Origin of the sequence: [Clostridium] saccharolyticum WM1, assembly GCF_000144625.1 — a bacterium.
GTDB classification, from domain to species: domain Bacteria; phylum Bacillota; class Clostridia; order Lachnospirales; family Lachnospiraceae; genus Lacrimispora; species Lacrimispora saccharolytica.
This window is the reverse complement of the sequence record NC_014376.1, coordinates 4,194,019-4,210,547: the sequence shown is the minus strand read 5'-3', so window position 1 is coordinate 4,210,547 and position 16,529 is coordinate 4,194,019. Positions and strand designations below refer to the sequence as shown.

Annotated in this window: 14 protein-coding genes; 9 read left to right on the top strand and 5 right to left on the bottom strand. The window is 41.8% G+C overall.

All coding sequences use genetic code 11. The features are described from left to right. Positions 1–32: 32 nt before the first annotated feature. The gene (locus CLOSA_RS19515) at positions 33–785 is read right to left on the bottom strand and encodes an SIMPL domain-containing protein (protein ID WP_013274453.1); all 753 of its coding nucleotides are present in this window, start codon (positions 783–785) and stop codon (positions 33–35) included. Between the two features lie 483 nt (positions 786–1,268). Between CLOSA_RS19515 and CLOSA_RS19505 the strand changes: the two genes are divergently transcribed. The 5 genes from CLOSA_RS19505 to CLOSA_RS19485 all read left to right on the top strand — a co-directional run bounded on the left by CLOSA_RS19505 (position 1,269) and on the right by CLOSA_RS19485 (position 7,181). Continuing rightward, a complete protein-coding gene (locus CLOSA_RS19505) occupies positions 1,269–2,666 on the top strand; it encodes an ABC transporter substrate-binding protein (RefSeq protein ID WP_013274452.1) in 1,398 nt (465 codons plus the stop codon). 141 nt (positions 2,667–2,807) lie between these two features. Then, the gene (locus CLOSA_RS19500) at positions 2,808–3,650 is read left to right on the top strand and encodes a carbohydrate ABC transporter permease (protein ID WP_013274451.1); all 843 of its coding nucleotides are present in this window, start codon (positions 2,808–2,810) and stop codon (positions 3,648–3,650) included. Then, positions 3,650–4,519: a carbohydrate ABC transporter permease gene (locus CLOSA_RS19495; protein WP_013274450.1), complete on the top strand. Its 870-nt coding sequence runs from the start codon at positions 3,650–3,652 to the stop codon at positions 4,517–4,519. The genes CLOSA_RS19500 and CLOSA_RS19495 overlap by 1 nt, the downstream gene beginning before the upstream one ends. A gap of 126 nt (positions 4,520–4,645) precedes the next feature. Next, on the top strand, positions 4,646–6,124 hold the full coding sequence (gene malQ / locus CLOSA_RS19490; protein WP_013274449.1) for a 4-alpha-glucanotransferase: 1,479 nt from the start codon (positions 4,646–4,648) through the stop codon (positions 6,122–6,124). A 22-nt stretch (positions 6,125–6,146) separates the two neighbouring features. Further along, positions 6,147–7,181 (top strand): LacI family DNA-binding transcriptional regulator, encoded by a 1,035-nt coding sequence (locus tag CLOSA_RS19485; protein WP_013274448.1) that lies wholly within the window; start codon positions 6,147–6,149, stop codon positions 7,179–7,181. 441 nt (positions 7,182–7,622) lie between these two features. Here the strand turns inward: CLOSA_RS19485 and CLOSA_RS21965 are convergent, their stop codons facing one another. Both CLOSA_RS21965 and istA read right to left on the bottom strand, forming a co-directional pair. After that, the gene (locus CLOSA_RS21965) at positions 7,623–9,941 is read right to left on the bottom strand and encodes an HD domain-containing phosphohydrolase (RefSeq protein ID WP_013274446.1); all 2,319 of its coding nucleotides are present in this window, start codon (positions 9,939–9,941) and stop codon (positions 7,623–7,625) included. 177 nt (positions 9,942–10,118) lie between these two features. Further along, positions 10,119–11,279: an IS21 family transposase gene (gene istA / locus CLOSA_RS19475; protein WP_013274445.1), complete on the bottom strand. Its 1,161-nt coding sequence runs from the start codon at positions 11,277–11,279 to the stop codon at positions 10,119–10,121. A 185-nt stretch (positions 11,280–11,464) separates the two neighbouring features. On the opposite strand from istA, the gene CLOSA_RS19470 reads away from it, so the two are divergent. Genes CLOSA_RS19470 through CLOSA_RS22770 form a run of 4 tightly spaced genes read left to right on the top strand, consistent with a single transcriptional unit; the run spans position 11,465 to position 13,660 of the window. Continuing rightward, complete coding sequence (locus tag CLOSA_RS19470; RefSeq protein WP_013274444.1) at positions 11,465–11,695, top strand: hypothetical protein; 231 nt, start codon at positions 11,465–11,467, stop codon at positions 11,693–11,695. Positions 11,696–11,730: 35 nt separating this feature from the next. After that, positions 11,731–13,266 carry a diguanylate cyclase gene (locus tag CLOSA_RS21960; RefSeq protein WP_013274443.1) on the top strand — a complete coding sequence of 512 codons (1,536 nt, stop codon included), beginning with the start codon at positions 11,731–11,733 and terminating at the stop codon, positions 13,264–13,266. A gap of 13 nt (positions 13,267–13,279) precedes the next feature. Next, positions 13,280–13,459, top strand: coding sequence for a hypothetical protein (locus CLOSA_RS19460; protein ID WP_157669043.1), 180 nt, complete (start codon positions 13,280–13,282; stop codon positions 13,457–13,459). A gap of 33 nt (positions 13,460–13,492) precedes the next feature. Next, complete coding sequence (locus CLOSA_RS22770) at positions 13,493–13,660, top strand: hypothetical protein (RefSeq protein WP_157669042.1); 168 nt, start codon at positions 13,493–13,495, stop codon at positions 13,658–13,660. A gap of 162 nt (positions 13,661–13,822) precedes the next feature. Here the strand turns inward: CLOSA_RS22770 and CLOSA_RS19455 are convergent, their stop codons facing one another. Continuing rightward, positions 13,823–14,752 carry an SHOCT domain-containing protein gene (locus CLOSA_RS19455; protein ID WP_013274441.1) on the bottom strand — a complete coding sequence of 310 codons (930 nt, stop codon included), beginning with the start codon at positions 14,750–14,752 and terminating at the stop codon, positions 13,823–13,825. Positions 14,753–14,829: 77 nt separating this feature from the next. Then, entirely contained in the window at positions 14,830–16,527 is a 1,698-nt protein-coding gene (locus tag CLOSA_RS19450; RefSeq protein WP_013274440.1) for a DUF262 domain-containing protein, read from the bottom strand. Positions 16,528–16,529 lie beyond the last annotated feature (2 nt).

Below are 16,529 nucleotides of genomic sequence, written 5' to 3'. Positions count from 1 at the left end.
CTGGGGCAGCCCCCACAGACCGGGATTAAATTTTACTTTACCCGGTAGGTAACGGTCACCTGTGCTTCCACGCCGATCTGGCCTGGCTCCACAACTACGGATTTGGCACCTGCAGCAGCATCTTCCTTTGCCACAGAGGAGGAGTACCTGATATTGGGATAGGTGTTCATCTCTTCAATATGAGCGATCCCATCCAGAGTGACACCGCTGGCGGAGGCAATCGCCTCTGCTTTGACTTTGGCCGCATCCACTGCCTTTTTCAGAGCTTCCCTGTAGGTTTCATCGTATTTGCTGGAAAGGTAGTTTACGCTGTCAATGGAGTTGATGCCTGCATCTATGCTGGAAGAAAGCAGGGAGCTTACCTGATCTAAGGGAAGGTCAGATAAGGTGATGCTTGTGCGCATCTGATATCCGGTGATCTGCTGGCCCGTATTGTTCCAGTCATACATCGGCTCAAGGCCATAGCTGGAGGTCTGAATGGATTTTTCATCAATGCCGGAATTCTTTAAAAAGGAAATGACATTGTTGGTATCTGCGCTGTTTTTCTCCTGGCAGGATTTGGGGTCACCGGACTGGGTGAGCACTGCATAATTGATCTGAGCCATATCAGGAACAACTTTAATTCCTTCTGTGCTGCTTACCTGTATGGTATTGGTGTCCTTTGTGCTGACTGTAGTCACATTGGTCCCGGGAACAGAAGCGGTCCCTGTCTGGGCACAAGCGGTCATGGAAAGTACTGCTGCGGCTGCTAGAATGGCTGCCAGTGGCTTATTCATTTTTCTCATAATAAATCCTCCTTTTCAAAGTGGAAAGATGTTTTTCTTTCCCTTTCATTCTACAGGAAAATGGAAGATTTTGTATTTCTTTTCTCTTAACTTTCCGGGTCAAATTTCCTAGGTTTTGTTTACAAAAATCTGACTATGGAAAAAATCGGACGTTAGGCCTGGATTTGATGGGGACTACCGATATGAGAGGTAAAATTGTGAAAAGTGCACAAAAAGAACAATAAAAATACACTGTATTAACGAAAAAAGAAAGATTGGTAAAATCTATTGCATTTTTTTGTGCATTGTGATATCTTATAGCCATAAGGTCATTGGAAACGTTACCGATACCGTTACCAAACCAAAGAAATCCATTGACCAGGAAAAAAAGCCCGGAAATAAGGGGCGCAGCAAGCTTCTGTATGAAAGCCATACAGGGAAAAATTGGGGGTTGAGTGGACCATCCATCAACCGGAATGTGCACATGCACGGAAGGAGGATATTATGAAACTAAGGAAACTGGCAGTACTTACTCTGGCTGCGGCTATGGCAGCCGGGACACTTGCGGGCTGTTCTTCCAATAAGGCCCCGGAAACAACTGGGGCAGGGGAGAAAACACAGGCAGCGGAAACCACTGCAGCAAAGGCAGATGATACGGCAGAAGCCAAGGGGCAGATTTATTATCTGAATTTTAAGCCGGAGGTGGCGGACACATGGGTGGAGCTTGCAGGCAAGTATACCGAGGAGACCGGTGTGCCGATGAAGGTGCAGACAGCAGCGGCAGGAACCTATGAGCAGACTTTAAAATCGGAAGTTGCAAAAAAAGAACCCCCCACACTGTTTCAGATCAACGGACCCATCGGTTATAAGGCCTGGGCAAAATACTGCAAGGATTTAAAGGATACTGCAATCTATGGACATCTGGTTGATAAAGATCTGGCTGTGAAAGATGGGGACGGAGTCTACGGCATTCCTTACGTAGTGGAAGGCTATGGTATTATTTATAATGACGCTATCATGAAGAAGTATTTTGCTCTTGACGGCGCAAAGGCAAAATCCATGGATGAGATCAATAATTTTACTGTACTCAAAGCCGTTGCAGAGGATATGCAGGCAAGAAAGGCTGACCTTGGAATTGAGGGCGTATTTGCATCCACTTCCTTTGCTCCAGGCGAGGATTGGAGATGGCAGACTCATCTGGCAAACCTTCCGGTTTACTATGAATATAAGGATGATAACGTATCCGATAAGGATGCCCTTGATTTTAAATATGCGGACAATTACAAGAACATCTTTGACTTATATATTAACAACTCCTGTACCGATCCCAAGATGGTAGGTGCTAAAACCGTTGAGGATTCCATGGCTGAATTTGCTCTGGGTAAGGTAGCTATGGTACAGAACGGAAATTGGGGCTGGGGACAGGTGTCCGGCGTTGACGGAAACACGGTGAAGGAAGAGGATGTCAAATTCCTTCCTATCTATACCGGAGTAAGCGGTGAGGAAAAGCAGGGGCTTTGCATTGGAACGGAAAACTTCTTCTCCATCAACAGCCAGGCAAAGGAAGAGGACCAGAAGGCATCATTGGATTTCCTGGAGTGGCTCTTTACTTCCGAAACAGGAAAGGATTATGTCACCAACAAACTGGGCTTTATCGCTCCCTTTGATACCTTTACAGCAGATGAAAAGCCAACCGATCCACTGGCAAAGGAAATAGACCGGTATATGAATAATAAGGACTTATACTCCGTATCCTGGAACTTTACGTCCTTCCCAAGCCAGACTTTTAAGGATAACTTTGGAGCATCCCTGCTTGAATACGCACAGGGAGGCAAAGACTGGCAGGCCGTTGTAGATGATATGAAGGCCGACTGGGCAAATGAGAAAGCCATGACAAAATAAAAGAATTAAAATAGTTTCAGACGGAAATGGGTGAGCGCGAGGGAGATGCCTCACCCATTTTTATACTAGAAAATCTGATCAGCCCAGGCTCATCGAAGATTTTTTGCCCAAAAAGAGAAAGAGTTTAGAAGGAGAGCTGCTATGCAAAAGTCAATGAAACGGTACTTTCCAATATTCGTACTTCCCACACTGGCCGCATTTACCATTGCATTTCTGTACCCGTTTGTCATAGGCATCTATTTATCCTTTACAGAATTCACTACGGTAAAGGATGCATCCTGGGTGGGGATTTCAAATTATAAAAAAATATTTATGGACCGGAATTTTATCAATGCCCTGGGATTTACCGTAAAGTTCACCCTTGTATCCGTGGTGTCCATTAATACCCTGGGATTTCTGCTGGCCTATGTCCTTACAAGAGGGATCAAGGGAACAAACCTGTTCCGGACCGTATTTTTCATGCCAAACTTAATCGGCGGCATTGTGCTTGGTTATATCTGGCAGCTTCTGTTAAACGGGATCCTAGCAAAATTCGGAGTTACCCTTTCCTTCAGCGCCAAGTACGGCTTCTGGGGTCTGGTAATCCTGATGAACTGGCAGCTCATCGGATATATGATGATTATTTACATTGCAGGTCTTCAGAATGTACCGGGAGAGCTGGTTGAAGCCGCCAGGATCGACGGGGCCACCAGATTCCAAATCTTAAAGAGGATCATGATTCCCATGGTGATGCCGTCCTTTACCATCTGTCTGTTTCTGACCCTGACAAATTCCTTTAAGCTGTTTGACCAGAACCTGGCATTGACGGCGGGTGGGCCGGGAAGGCAGACCAGCATGCTCGCCCTTGATATTTACAGCACCTTTTACGGCAGAGTGGGCTGGGAAGGGGTTGGTCAGGCAAAGGCCACGGTGTTCTTTCTCATGGTTGCGGTCATTTCCCTGACCCAGCTTTCCCTGACACGGCGTAAGGAGGTGGAAAACTGATGAACAGAAAGAGAAAAACCATGGAAATCCAGCAAATGGAGGTAGGAAAAACCACGGGAGCAATTCTCACAGCCGTGCTTACCGCCCTCTCTCTTGCGTTTTTATTCCCCATTGTTCTGGTATTCATAAATTCCTTTAAAAGCAAGCTGTATATCAGCGATGCACCCTTCCAGCTTCCAAAGGCAGGGACTTATGTGGGGGTAGCCAATTATGTGGAAGGCATCCGGAAAACAGGGTTATTTCCGGCCTTTGGCAGATCCCTGTTTATTACGGTAGCTTCTGTGGCGGTGATCATCCTGTTCACATCCATGACAGCCTGGTATCTGACCAGAGTGAAATCCACATTTACCGGACTATTATACTATGTTTTTGTTTTTGCCATGATCGTGCCATTTCAAATGGTCATGTTCACCATGTCAAAGACAGCCAATGATTTATACCTAAACTCCATGTACGGCCTGGTACTTCTTTACCTGGGCTTTGGAGCCGGGCAGGCGGTATTTTTATTCTGCGGTTTTGTGAAGGCCATTCCCCTTGAGATCGAAGAGGCGGCGATGATTGACGGCTGCTCTCCCATGCAGACCTATTTTCATGTGGTGTTTCCTATGTTACGGCCAACGGCAGTGACGGTTGCCATCTTAAATGCCATGTGGATCTGGAACGATTATTTACTTCCAAGCTTGATTCTTCCGCAGGAAAAAGGTACAATACCAATGGTTATTCAGAACTTAAAGGGCGGATACGGCTCCATTGATATGGGAGCCATGATGGCGATGCTGGTTTTGGCCATTTTCCCTATTATTGTTTTTTATTTAAGCTGTCAGAAATATATCATAAAGGGCGTGGCCGCAGGAGCGGTAAAGGGCTAGGAAGTTATATAACCTGCACCAGGCTGCAGAGGATTTAACCATTATAGCATTGTCCGGATGAAGAAAGCAGGTTCTCCTGCGCCTGGTACATTGCTTGCAGAGTTATACAGAAAAAGGAGACTGATTATGCGGGAATGTGGTATGTTGCTCCCGGTTGCAAGCCTTCCGTCAAAATACGGGATCGGGGCATTTTCAAAAGAGGCATATGAATTTATTGATATATTAAAAAAAGCAGGGCAGCAGTACTGGCAGATTCTCCCTTTAGGCCCTACCGGATTTGGGGACTCTCCCTACCAGTCATTCTCCGCATTTGCGGGAAATCCTTATTTCATTGATCTGGATGAGCTGGTGAAGGAGGGGCTGCTCACCTCGGCGGAATGTGAGGCAATGGATTTTGGAGAGGATCCCAGGGACATTGACTATGGAAAGATCTACAATAACCGTTTTCCCCTGTTAAGAATGGCTTACGGACGGTGGAAGGGCCAGGGTCATAAACCGGAAGAACCGGGAAAGCTCCTTGGAGAGGAAACGTCCGGGTACTGCTTTTACATGGCAGTTAAGGATCATTTTAAAGGAAAAAGCTGGATCTGTTGGGATGAAGACATTCGCCTTCGAAGGGAGGATGCGGTTGCACGGTATGAACAAGAGCTGTCAGACGAAATCGGATTTTACGGCTTCCTTCAGATCAAGTTTGAGGAGCAGTGGAGCAGGTTAAAATCCTATGCCAGGGAACAAGGCATCCGGATCATTGGAGACATTCCTATTTATGTGGCATTTGACAGCGCGGACTCCTGGTTTCATCCGGAGCTGTTCCAGTTTGATGAAAGCCGTGAGCCTGTTGCTGTGGCAGGGTGTCCTCCCGATGGTTTTTCTGCCACCGGACAGTTATGGGGAAATCCTCTTTACCGCTGGGAGTACCATGGAGAAACAGGGTATGAATGGTGGATGAAGCGGATGGAATACAGCTTCCGCCTGTATGATGTGGTGCGTGTGGATCACTTCCGTGGTTTCGATGAGTATTATTCCATTCCTGCCGGAAGTGAGAATGCAGTAAACGGTGCCTGGGAAAAAGGGCCTGGAATTGATATTTTCAACCGGATGGAGGAAAAATTCGGAAAGCTGGATATCATAGCAGAAGACCTTGGTTTTTTGACTCCTTCGGTTTTAAAACTGGTAAAGGAAACGGGTTTCCCAGGCATGAAGGTGCTGGAATTTGCCTTTGACTCCAGAGAAGAAAGTGATTATCTGCCCCATAATTACACCCGGAATTGTGTGGTATATACGGGAACCCATGACAACAATACCATCAGGGGCTGGTATCAGGATTTAACCGCCCAGGACCGGCAGCTTTCCATTGACTATATGAATAACGGGAACACGCCTGGAGAGGAGATCCACTGGGATTTTATCCGTCTGGCCCTGGCCAGTGTAGCCAGACTGGCAGTGATACCGGTCCAGGATTATCTGGGCCTTGACGGGAGGGCAAGGATCAACGAACCTTCCACCCTGGGGAAAAACTGGAGATGGCGTATGCTTTCCGGGGAAATAACAGAAGAGCTTGCAGGAAGATGCCGAAAAATTGCCAGACTTTACGGCAGGGCGTGACGAAAGGGGATGAGTATTTCTCATGGACTCCATAAACATTAAGGATATAGCCAGATTATGCGGGGTGGGTGTCAGCACCGTGTCCCGGGCCATCAACAATCATCCGGATATCAACCCAGAAACAAAGAACATGATCATGCAGGTGATCAAGGAAAACAACTATATTCCCAACAACAGTGCGCGGAATCTAAAACGAACCGATTCCAGGGCCATTGCCGTGCTGATCAAGGGAATCGGCAATCCTTTTTTCAGCAAGATGATCCGTGTCTTTGAGGAGGAGATCCAGAAAAAGAAATACTCATTCATCCTGCAGCGGGTGGATGAGCATGAGGATGAGGTTGATGTGGCTTTGGAACTGATCAAGGAAAAAAAGCCAAGGGGAATCGTATTTCTTGGAGGATACTTTTCCCATAGTAAGGAAGAGCTGGAGCAGCTTACCGTTCCCTATGTGCTTAGTACCATCGGTATGACGGATTACTCCGGAGAATTGCCTGATTTTTCCTGCGTATCCGTAGATGACTATGCAGAAAGCTATAAAATGACGGATTATTTATGTAAACTCGGACATGAAAAGATCCTCATCCTGACAGCAGCTCCTGATGATGAAAGCATTGGCCGCCTTCGCCTGGAGGGGTATAAAAAGGCTCTTGCAGACAACGGCATCCCTCCCTCCCTTTCTCTGATCATTTATTCTGAGGAATGTGAGGAATGCTATACCATGGACAACGGTTACCGGATGATGGACCGGGTTCTGAAGGAGAAACGGGATTTTACGGCTGTATACGCCATTTCAGACAGCATTGCCATCGGCGCCTGCAAGGCAATCCTTGAGCATGGGAAGAGGATTCCCGAGGACTATTGCGTTGCCGGCTATGACGGTCTTGATATTGCCCGTTATTATAACCCTTCCATTACCACCATACGCCAGCCTGTGGAGGAGATGGCAAAGGCTACCATTAAAATCTTATTCGATGTAATCAAAAATAAGGCGGAGCATCAGAAAAAGGTTTTTAAAGCGGAGCTGGTTGAAGGCGAGTCTACAAGAAGGGTAACATGATAATAATTCAACAGTTAAAAACGGAAACCGGATTTAAAAAGTCGATTCAGGGAAAGCGACTGTGTCACAAGGAAAAACTAATTAAGGCAAACTGAATACGGAAAAAGAACCATAGCGGAAACTCCTCCGCTATGGTTCTTTTCATGTGTTTAACGACTTCTAAGGTATTTTATCAATATCCAAATGAGCCACAGGCCACCTGTGCATATAACTAACAGAAAATCGATGACGGCCTCGCCGCAAGCTCGGCTACCGCACTCCAGAGGAACTATTTGAGGCATTCTTGAATAAAGTTTACGCCGCCTAAGAACCCGCGCCCACTCTACCGTGGGTGTCCAACTTGCTCTTGCAATTTACGGTTGCAAACACTAACTGAAAAAAGCAGGAAGAATGTTAAAAAAACATTCTTCCTGCTTTTCGTAGTTCTTAAATCATCCAAAGCTATTTATCTTGATTAATCAGACTGTATACCTTTTCAAATGCAACTACAATCTTGGGGTCAAATTGTATTCCTGAGCACCGTTTAAGTTCCTCCATAGCTTGTTCATGTGAAAACGCATTTTTATAAAGCCTATGTGAAGTCATTGCTTCATACGCATCTGCAACGGCTATAATTCTGGAAACCAAAGGAATTTCCTGGCCGGAAAGTCCGCGAGGGTAACCGTGTCCATCCCATCTTTCGTGATGTGCTAAAACATATTCTGAAAGCTTTGTATAAGCATCTGCTGATTTTAAAATATGATAACCAATCTCGGGATGCTTTTTAATCTCCATAAATTCGGATTCTGTTAGCTTGCCAGGCTTATTAAGAATGCTGCTATCGATAGCAATTTTACCAATGTCGTGCATTAACCCTGCTATTTCTAGTTCTTTTAAAGCCTCGTTGTCAAGATTCATTGCTTCACCAATTTTTCGGCTTAACTCGCTGACTTTTTCTGAATGAAGCTTCTCCCTTGGATTTGTATTATGAAGCGTTTGCGTAATCACTTTTATCGTTTGATTTCTCATACTTTGGCTTTCGAGGATTTTTGTGCTGTACATATGGTCTTCAGCTTTGGAAAGCACCTCTTTTACATTTTCCTGCGACTGTATTTTTGTTTCCCAGCCAATGGATACAGACATAACAATGTTATTGTCCTTTCGATTGCTTATGGCTTTGTATATTCGCTTTACAATCAACTCTGCTTGATTATAATTTGTTCTAGGCAATAATAAAACAAATTCATCGCCTCCAATTCTTGAAACAATATCATCAGCCCTGCATTCGCTTTTCAACACTTTTGCTATGCTTTGTAAAAGCAAATCCCCGGCTTCATGTCCAAAGGCATCGTTGGTGAGCTTAAGGCCATTTACATCCGCCATGGCAATGGTAAGTGGAAGACTTTTTTCAACATCTATCCGGTTGAGTTCCTCTTCAAAGAAATGCCTGTTATAAAGTCCCGTCAACTGATCATGATAACTTAGATATTCTATTTTTTTCTGTTTTTCCTTTTTTTCAGTAACATCTCTGAATACCAAAACTGAACCGATAATATTACCGATCTTATCTATAATGGGGGATGCACTGTCTTCAACAGGAATGTTGTTGCCTGTCTTGGTAATTAGGACGGTATGATTTTCAAGTAAAACAATCTCTTTAAGATGCAATGCTTTTGCCACCGGATTGGCACATTTCTCTCTTGTATATTCATTGACAATCCTGAACACATCTTCAAAGGGTTTACCGGCCGCTTCTTCTTGTGTCCAACCGGTCAATTCTTCAGAAACAGTATTCAGTAAAACGATTCTTCCATCTTGATCTGTAGAAATTACGCCATCGCCAATTGACTTTAAGGTGGTGCTGAAAAGTTCTTTTTCAAGTTCTAGCGTCTTTGCTTTTTCTGTTAATCTAGCAACTAATTCTTTAATCGAATTTTTCATTTTTTCGATTGATGTTGCCAGTTGACCAACCTCATCTTTTCTTATTATAATTTCGTGATCTATATCTTGATCCAAGACCCCGTTAGAAATTAAGTTTGCCAAATCCGCAGTTTTCAGCAAGGGCTTCGTTATACTTTTGGACAACAAATACACCAAAAAAATTGTACAAAAAGCTACAATTAAAAACAAAAGAGAAATGGACCAAATTTGATTGTGAAAGGCAGTATCTATGTCTTGCCTTTTGTCTTCAATTTTTTGATTGATGTCATCAATGTAATTTCCGGTACCCACCACCCAGTTAAAAGGTTTAAACAGCTTAACATAGCCCCGTTTCATCAGAGGTTCAGTTTGATTTGCTTTAGGAAACCAATAGTCTTGGTATCCGCTTCCAAATTCCAGAGCAATATCTATAAATTGCTTTAAAACAGGAGTTCCTCGGGCATCGTGGAAGTCATAACGGTTGGTTCCTTCAATACTGGAACCAAGCAGCACGACGTTAATCCCCTCTGTTGTATCAATCCAAAAATAGCCGTCATCATTATATCTGAGGTTTCGGACCAGATCGGCACCTAACGCTTGCGATTCCGCAAAAGTCAATTCGCCGGATTCATATTTTTTATAGACGCCGTCCAGCAGTGTAATTACATTGTCTACTTGGTTTTTTATGTTTATGTCGTAATTGCTCCGAGTTGTTTGCTCAATGAGTTGAAAATCATTTTGCACATTAAGGTATGCACTGTATAGAAACACAACGGATATCGCAATCATCAAGGCAAGAATTGATGCAACAAAGATAAATAGCTTTGTCCTAATTTTAATATTATTTATAAATTTTAACATTTTAGTCCCTCCTTCTCAATACCTATAGTCTAATACCTCTCTGAATAAATTTTACTGCAACGCTCCTTAGTATAACGATTTTCGGAATTTATTGAGGGCTTAGGAGAATTTAAATTTGCTGGTTGCTTGACAAACATTAATGTAGAAATTTGCCACAATTTGTCTAATTCAGTAATATTATAGCAATTCAAAGCTCAAATTGCAATTGCAAGATGACCCTGATAGAATGTGCCAGAAAATTGAGAGGTATATATTCCGCTTAAGAATAGCCTGTGATTGAGTGCCTTCCTTCGTTTCAATCCGTACCTCCGGCTGCTTGTTGTAGGTACCCAAAGGAACGGAATAACGGTTGCTGTCGTAGATAATGGTGTTGTCCTTTCGGACGGTGCGGCAAACCACAGGAAGTACAGCTTCATCAAAACCAACCAGCGGCCGAAGATGCTCACATTCTTCCTTGAAAACCTCAGCGGGAATACGTTTTGTGGTTCCGTGCACCTTTGCATTGGCGGTACGAGACAGCCACTCCAAACAACTGCCGTTGAGAATCCCGTCATCCACATAAAGGCGATTGCTCAAGAAGTTGCCCTTGATATATTTTACCGTGTTCTCAATTTTCCCTTTGCTTTCGGGGTCTGCGCCACGGCACATGTAGATTGTCATTTTCGTCTCTTGCCGGAACTTTTCAAATTCATAGGTGTAGACAATATCTCCGGCATTTTCGCTGACGCATACAATGCTGTCCTGGTCAAAAACCATTTCACGCGGCATTCCACCGAAATATCTGAAACAGTTGTGGCAAATATTCACCAAGTCTGCTGCTGTGAAAGGTCGGCTTTGCATTTCGGCATACTTGTACCGGGATGCCGAGAGCAGAAATGCTGCTGCATAAACTCTGGTCTGTCCACCGTCAACATTCGGCATCAGGAGCTGTCCAAAGTCCACCTGCATCTGCTGCCCCATCGGGAGCTCGGGTACCGCTTCATAGTCTCTCGGAATAGGAACCTTCTTCAAGCCGTATTCCTCTCGGAGCCGCTTGACATACCGTGAAACGGTGCGTTCCCGGAAGTCTTCGTTATAATGCTCTTTTAGCCAGTCGCAGACCTGTGCGGAGGAAAGTGTTGGATAAGCCCTCAACCAATACAGAATCTGGTCGCGGTAATCATCCACGCTGCTCCCACGCTTCAGGGCCTGCTGCTGCGTTTCATACTCATCTGCCGTCATTGTCCAATACCTGTCCACTGTACGGCGATTGATTTGAAGCTGTGCCGCCACGGCAGCTCGCTTAAAGCCCATGTCTTTTAATTGTTGAATAGAATTGTACACACGATACCCCTTCATTTCTCGCCACCTCCGTTTCGGCTGGCTTCATTTTACCAACTCCTCGGAGGTTGTGCAGTCTTGGCGAAAAACTGTGCACTTTATGTGTCGAAAAACTGTGCAGTTCTATTGACATAGCCTTGTATATGCTCCTAAATAAGAGTATAATTTTACTAAATATGCCTAAAAGAGAGGAAAAAGTAAGTATGAATAAAAGTTGGGTGATTTTTAAGCTGGAATGTAAATGGAGAATTTTTCGAATTTTCAGAAAATTATTAAATAATATGATAGGACAAGGTATGGGATATAGCTCGGTAAGTGTCTGTCTTGTAAATAGAATTGTGAATCATGAATTAGCTGATTTAATGGAGTTACAGAAACGAGTAGAAAAAATAACTGGTATTAAAATAGATTATTATAGAAAGCATGAAATATAGATAGTAAATAATCTGTATTTATGGGAGGGATTAAAGTGATTGAAGAAGAGTATAGCACAATTTACAAGAGATTAATTCGTAGGTTTATAATTTCTTCATTTATATTACTTTCTGTATTTATGTTAAAGCAGTTTATAATACATTATCAAATAGTACAGGAAGAGAATACGTCGTATATTGTTAATATTGCCGGGAGGCAAAGAATGTTAAGTCAAAAAGTAGTCAAGGATATGTCTTTGATTCAACTTGATCAGACTATTTCAGATGATGAACGATATAAGACGGATATGGAAGATAGTCTTGAATTATGGAAGAAATCACATTATGAACTCTTGGATTTAAATAAGTCAGAAACTATCTTTAGTAATAATTCAAGTAGGATTAATCAAATGTATCAGGATTTAGAGCCTATTTTTATAAGTATCATTGATGAAGCAAATCTTTTTTTGAAGGAATCGAGAGAGTCAGGCGCTGATATAACCAAAACAAACGAGCACATAAGTACCATACTTTTTCATGAATCTGAATACTTAAAGAAAATGGATTCTATTGTATGTACCTACGAAATAGAAGCAAAGGAATCTGTCAAATTAATAGAGCAAACGCACACAATTCTTTTTCTCATAATACTATTAACTATAGTTTTTATATTAATTAAAATCTTCATCCCATTACTCGATTATTTAAAGAGTGCATTTTGGAATGCAAATGAAAGTAATAAGAATTTAATTAAAATGTTTCAAACCATGAAAGGAGCGCTGTTCGTTATTAAAAGGGATGGACAGATACTCTTCATGAATGGGGATGCTGAAAAGATCATTTCGAAAGAAAATAATTCCAAGGAAATTCTATATTTAGCAACCAGTGTAAATTGGATTAAATTTGATGTAACGGAATTAATTGAGCAGGTAAAAAATGGCGATGGTCGAATCGAAGATATCGAAACAACCATTGAGGATAAAGATGGGAACATGATTTCAGTTATTATATCTGCCGTTACGGGGATTTATAACGGCTCTGAGGCGGTCATGATTAACCTTTTTGATGTGACAGCACAAAAACAGGCTGAGAATGCACTGAAAAATATTGCAATAAAAGACGAATTAACAGGATTATATAATCGACATTTTTTAGAAAGTATTATAGACGAAGAATTTGATAGGGCAAAACGATACGATATTCCTCTGTCAGCTGCATTATTAGATTTAGATCATTTTAAAAAAGTGAATGATAAATGGGGGCACCCAGTCGGAGATTCTGTCCTAAAATTAACAGCAAATCTCCTTCAAAACAATATTAGAAAATCTGATTATGCGATTCGAATTGGTGGAGAAGAGCTATTAATTCTAATGCCAAATACAGATTCACAGGGTGCATATGTGACGGCTGAAAAAGTAAGAAAAGCAATAGAAGAAGCAATACATCCAGTTGTAGGAAGATATACAGCCAGCTTTGGAGTTGCGGAGCGAACGATGGAAGAAAAATATACAGATCTTTATTCAAGAATAGACAAAGCATTGTACCAGGCAAAAAACAATGGAAGAAATCGAGTGGTAATTGCAGATATATGAGACGATTCAGCAAATGAGGCAGGCCATTGATGAAATCACTACTGCAGCAGGTGAAGGAGCGCAAGGCACAACTGATATTGCGACTAGAGTAACAGATATCGCTTCCAAAACGGATGACGTACTGCATCAATCGATGGAAAATCAAAAGAGTGCAGAAAAACTGGATGAAATGGTTGGTTTCTTTCAGCTTTAGGAAATAAATAAATTGCCAAGGAGGGTGGATAGGATGAAAAAATGGATAACGATACCTATTGCGATATTATTTGTGGTGTATTTTATTGCGATAGTTGAGCAAAACAATATAGTTGGTGATTTGCTCTCACCTATCCTCACTTTTTTAGCTTTTGCACCTGTTTTTTATGCTTTTTTTGGAAAGAGCAGCACAAGCTTTTGAAAATATCAGGACTGTTTTATGCATTAGCCATATTTGCATGGTTTTTATGTGATTTTTCCTGGGTCCAAATGTACTTCTCTTTTTCATTTACAAATTCTCCACAATTCAATTTTGAGTACTACTCATAAAGGAATATGCAAAATTTGCGAATGAACGCTGATACTACATTTCTGAAATAAGCCTATCCTTAATTTTGGAGAACTCCTCTGCGGTTAAAACTCCATCATCAAGCATTTCCTTAGCTCGTTGTATTTTATCTAAAACCGGATTCATATTTTCACTTTCCACGGTTTTTTCACTATCTGTTTCTACTTCATTTGCTTGCATGATATCACTCCAATCTGATTCAAAGTCAGCCTTAGAATAGGTGAAATGCGCTTCCTCCAATGTATCAACAAGTCGCATACCCATAGGTCTTAATGTAGCAAAAGTAATTCCACCGGATACCACACCACCTATAATCGGTACCGCCTTGGACACACCTTTTGCAAAAACTTCTTTGGTCATTTTCGTACCAAATGCCTTGGCAATAGACTTTATAATAGGGTAGTAAAATGTTTTTGTTAATGCTTGTTGAGGTAGTTTTTTTAGAGCTTGCTTTGCGAGTGATGATGAAAGTACTCTGATTGTTTGCGCAGCACCCGATGCACCTAACATTACACCACAGTATAATATCAATTGATTTGTCACTTTTTCTTCATCTAAGATATCTCCACTCCACAAATCCCCTGCGCCATAGAGATATGATACTTCTTGTGCCAATCCCAGTGCAACACCATAAAATTGCAGCATATCAGCAGGAATTGTTGCAGCCATTGTAAATCCACCTGGTATCCCCGCAAGAAATGATGCACCTGTAGAAAGTAAAGTTTTCTTCTGTACCAATCTGCATGCAATTTTCCGAAGTTCTTTCCGTGAACACCCTGCCTCCACTGGCCCCACACTGAGAACAGCTTCTAAAGTCTCGGGAGGAGCATCTTTAAACTGTTCTTCTAAAAATGCATTTCTGTTTACCTTTACCCCGGGTATCTGAATTGCTGTACTGATGACACCAACCAATGATGGTAATGATTTTGTTTCTGTCTTTTCCATGGGCACACCCCTTCTCGTTTATATTTCATAACAGTGCTTGTAATTTACGCGCATTTAAGCGGTAAGAGGTCACAAGATTATACCAATAGCTTCTTGATCTTATCAGTGAGAATGGCTTTCCTTTTCTCATAGAATTCTTCAAAATTCTCCAATTCCAAAGAAACATCATTAGGATTAGGGATGAATGATTGCTTACAAAAGTCAATTTGTTGTTCTTCATTCATGTCGTTATAATAATCCACCAATCGCATATCGTTCTTACTTCCATTACTTCGTCCCTCAAGTAAGTGCAGATTAGGGAGCCTGTTTCTCATGCCTCTCCATCTTCTCCAATCCTCCATGGATATTGATATGGGCTTAGTGCTGTCAAACCTACTATCCGGATGAAGATGATCTTGCTCGTATTTGAATGTTCTGTTAATCCAATTGAGGGAAAGGTAGTAAAGTGCCTCACCAGCGACTCTGCTGCCTTTTTCTGCATTGATAACATCTTCAACCTTGCCGTCTGTTACCCTTAAATCACTCATTTGGTCAAGCATTTCCACACTAATTTCATAATCATTTTCATTGATGGCACTCTTCATCTGCTGTAGTTTACCGGTTGTACCAGATTGGAAATATGTAAACAGTATGGCTCGAATCAAATAAGCACGAATGGCATTAGTGTTGTCTTTATATTGAGGATTATAGTAAATAAAATATATGATGGGAAGAAGGACGTTCCAACTACCTGAAAATCTATTAACATCAATTTTCATTTCTTTAAGCACATCGTCCAGATCTTTAAGGGATTTCTTAAATGAGTTCCAATTGTTTTTAAGTTCTTCGGCAATCTTTTTATTAATATTGGATTTCACAACATCGCCATATAGCATCAGGGCAGAACGTATGATAAAATCCGTGCCAAATCCCTCGAAAGAATTCACCAGTAGTTTACCAAATTCTGTTTTTGCGCTTGGCCAGTATGCTTCTAATATGGACATAGTGATTTCGGACTTACGCAAGGCTTTTCCGCCACTATTAAATCTGACAAACATCTCCAGAGCATCATCCTGCTTCATGTCTGATATCTCAGTATAGCGTATCAACTTTTCTTCAAAAACTTTGGCATATAGCTTGTACAGAATATCTCTGGCATATTGCTTACTGTCCGCAGGTACATTTGCTATTGCTTCCTCAATAGCTGCATCTCGTCTCGATGCATCTTGGAATTTAGGCTCTAAAATAGTCCTGATTTCAAACTGCGTTGGACTGGATTTACCAGCTTTGTCGCTAAACCTTATATCGAATTTTTTGCTATTATACTCTTCCTCATCGACAGTAATTTTATTTTTATTCAATTCAATCAAGAGTTTAGCAATAATCTTACTGCCTGTCTTTTTTCTTGCATTCTTTGGCCTAAACGATGCTTCACCAAATAGTGATAAATAGAGAGATGTTAACCTTTGCTGACCATCTAAAACAGCAGTATCCGTCCTTGAAACGTCTATACCGCTCAACTCATAATTCACACTATCCGCTTGTTTTCGACTATCAAAAGTGATGGACGATAAAAAGTTGCAAAAGTAGGTGTCCCAACTTACATTATCATCATTTACATGCCAAAAAAGAAAAGTAGCAATGGGATAGTCAAGTAATATGGAGTCCCATAGCTTTTCGATTTGTTCGATACTCCAAACATATTGACGCTGAAATGCAGGCATAACATATTTTCCGCCATTAATATGTTCCATGGCTTCATATATGCTAATACTGTTGTCAAATAAGTTGCTCATTT

Coding starts and splice junctions, on each gene's coding strand:
- CLOSA_RS19515 (WP_013274453.1), bottom strand. CDS start 785: ATGAGAAAAATGAATAAGCCACTGGCAGCCATTCTAGCAGCCGCAGCA.
- CLOSA_RS19505 (WP_013274452.1), top strand. CDS start 1,269: ATGAAACTAAGGAAACTGGCAGTACTTACTCTGGCTGCGGCTATGGCA.
- CLOSA_RS19500 (WP_013274451.1), top strand. CDS start 2,808: ATGCAAAAGTCAATGAAACGGTACTTTCCAATATTCGTACTTCCCACA.
- CLOSA_RS19495 (WP_013274450.1), top strand. CDS start 3,650: ATGAACAGAAAGAGAAAAACCATGGAAATCCAGCAAATGGAGGTAGGA.
- malQ (WP_013274449.1), top strand. CDS start 4,646: ATGCGGGAATGTGGTATGTTGCTCCCGGTTGCAAGCCTTCCGTCAAAA.
- CLOSA_RS19485 (WP_013274448.1), top strand. CDS start 6,147: ATGGACTCCATAAACATTAAGGATATAGCCAGATTATGCGGGGTGGGT.
- CLOSA_RS21965 (WP_013274446.1), bottom strand. CDS start 9,941: ATGTTAAAATTTATAAATAATATTAAAATTAGGACAAAGCTATTTATC.
- istA (WP_013274445.1), bottom strand. CDS start 11,279: ATGAAGGGGTATCGTGTGTACAATTCTATTCAACAATTAAAAGACATG.
- CLOSA_RS19470 (WP_013274444.1), top strand. CDS start 11,465: ATGAATAAAAGTTGGGTGATTTTTAAGCTGGAATGTAAATGGAGAATT.
- CLOSA_RS19460 (WP_157669043.1), top strand. CDS start 13,280: ATGAGGCAGGCCATTGATGAAATCACTACTGCAGCAGGTGAAGGAGCG.
- CLOSA_RS22770 (WP_157669042.1), top strand. CDS start 13,493: ATGAAAAAATGGATAACGATACCTATTGCGATATTATTTGTGGTGTAT.
- CLOSA_RS19455 (WP_013274441.1), bottom strand. CDS start 14,752: ATGGAAAAGACAGAAACAAAATCATTACCATCATTGGTTGGTGTCATC.
- CLOSA_RS19450 (WP_013274440.1), bottom strand. CDS start 16,527: ATGAGCAACTTATTTGACAACAGTATTAGCATATATGAAGCCATGGAA.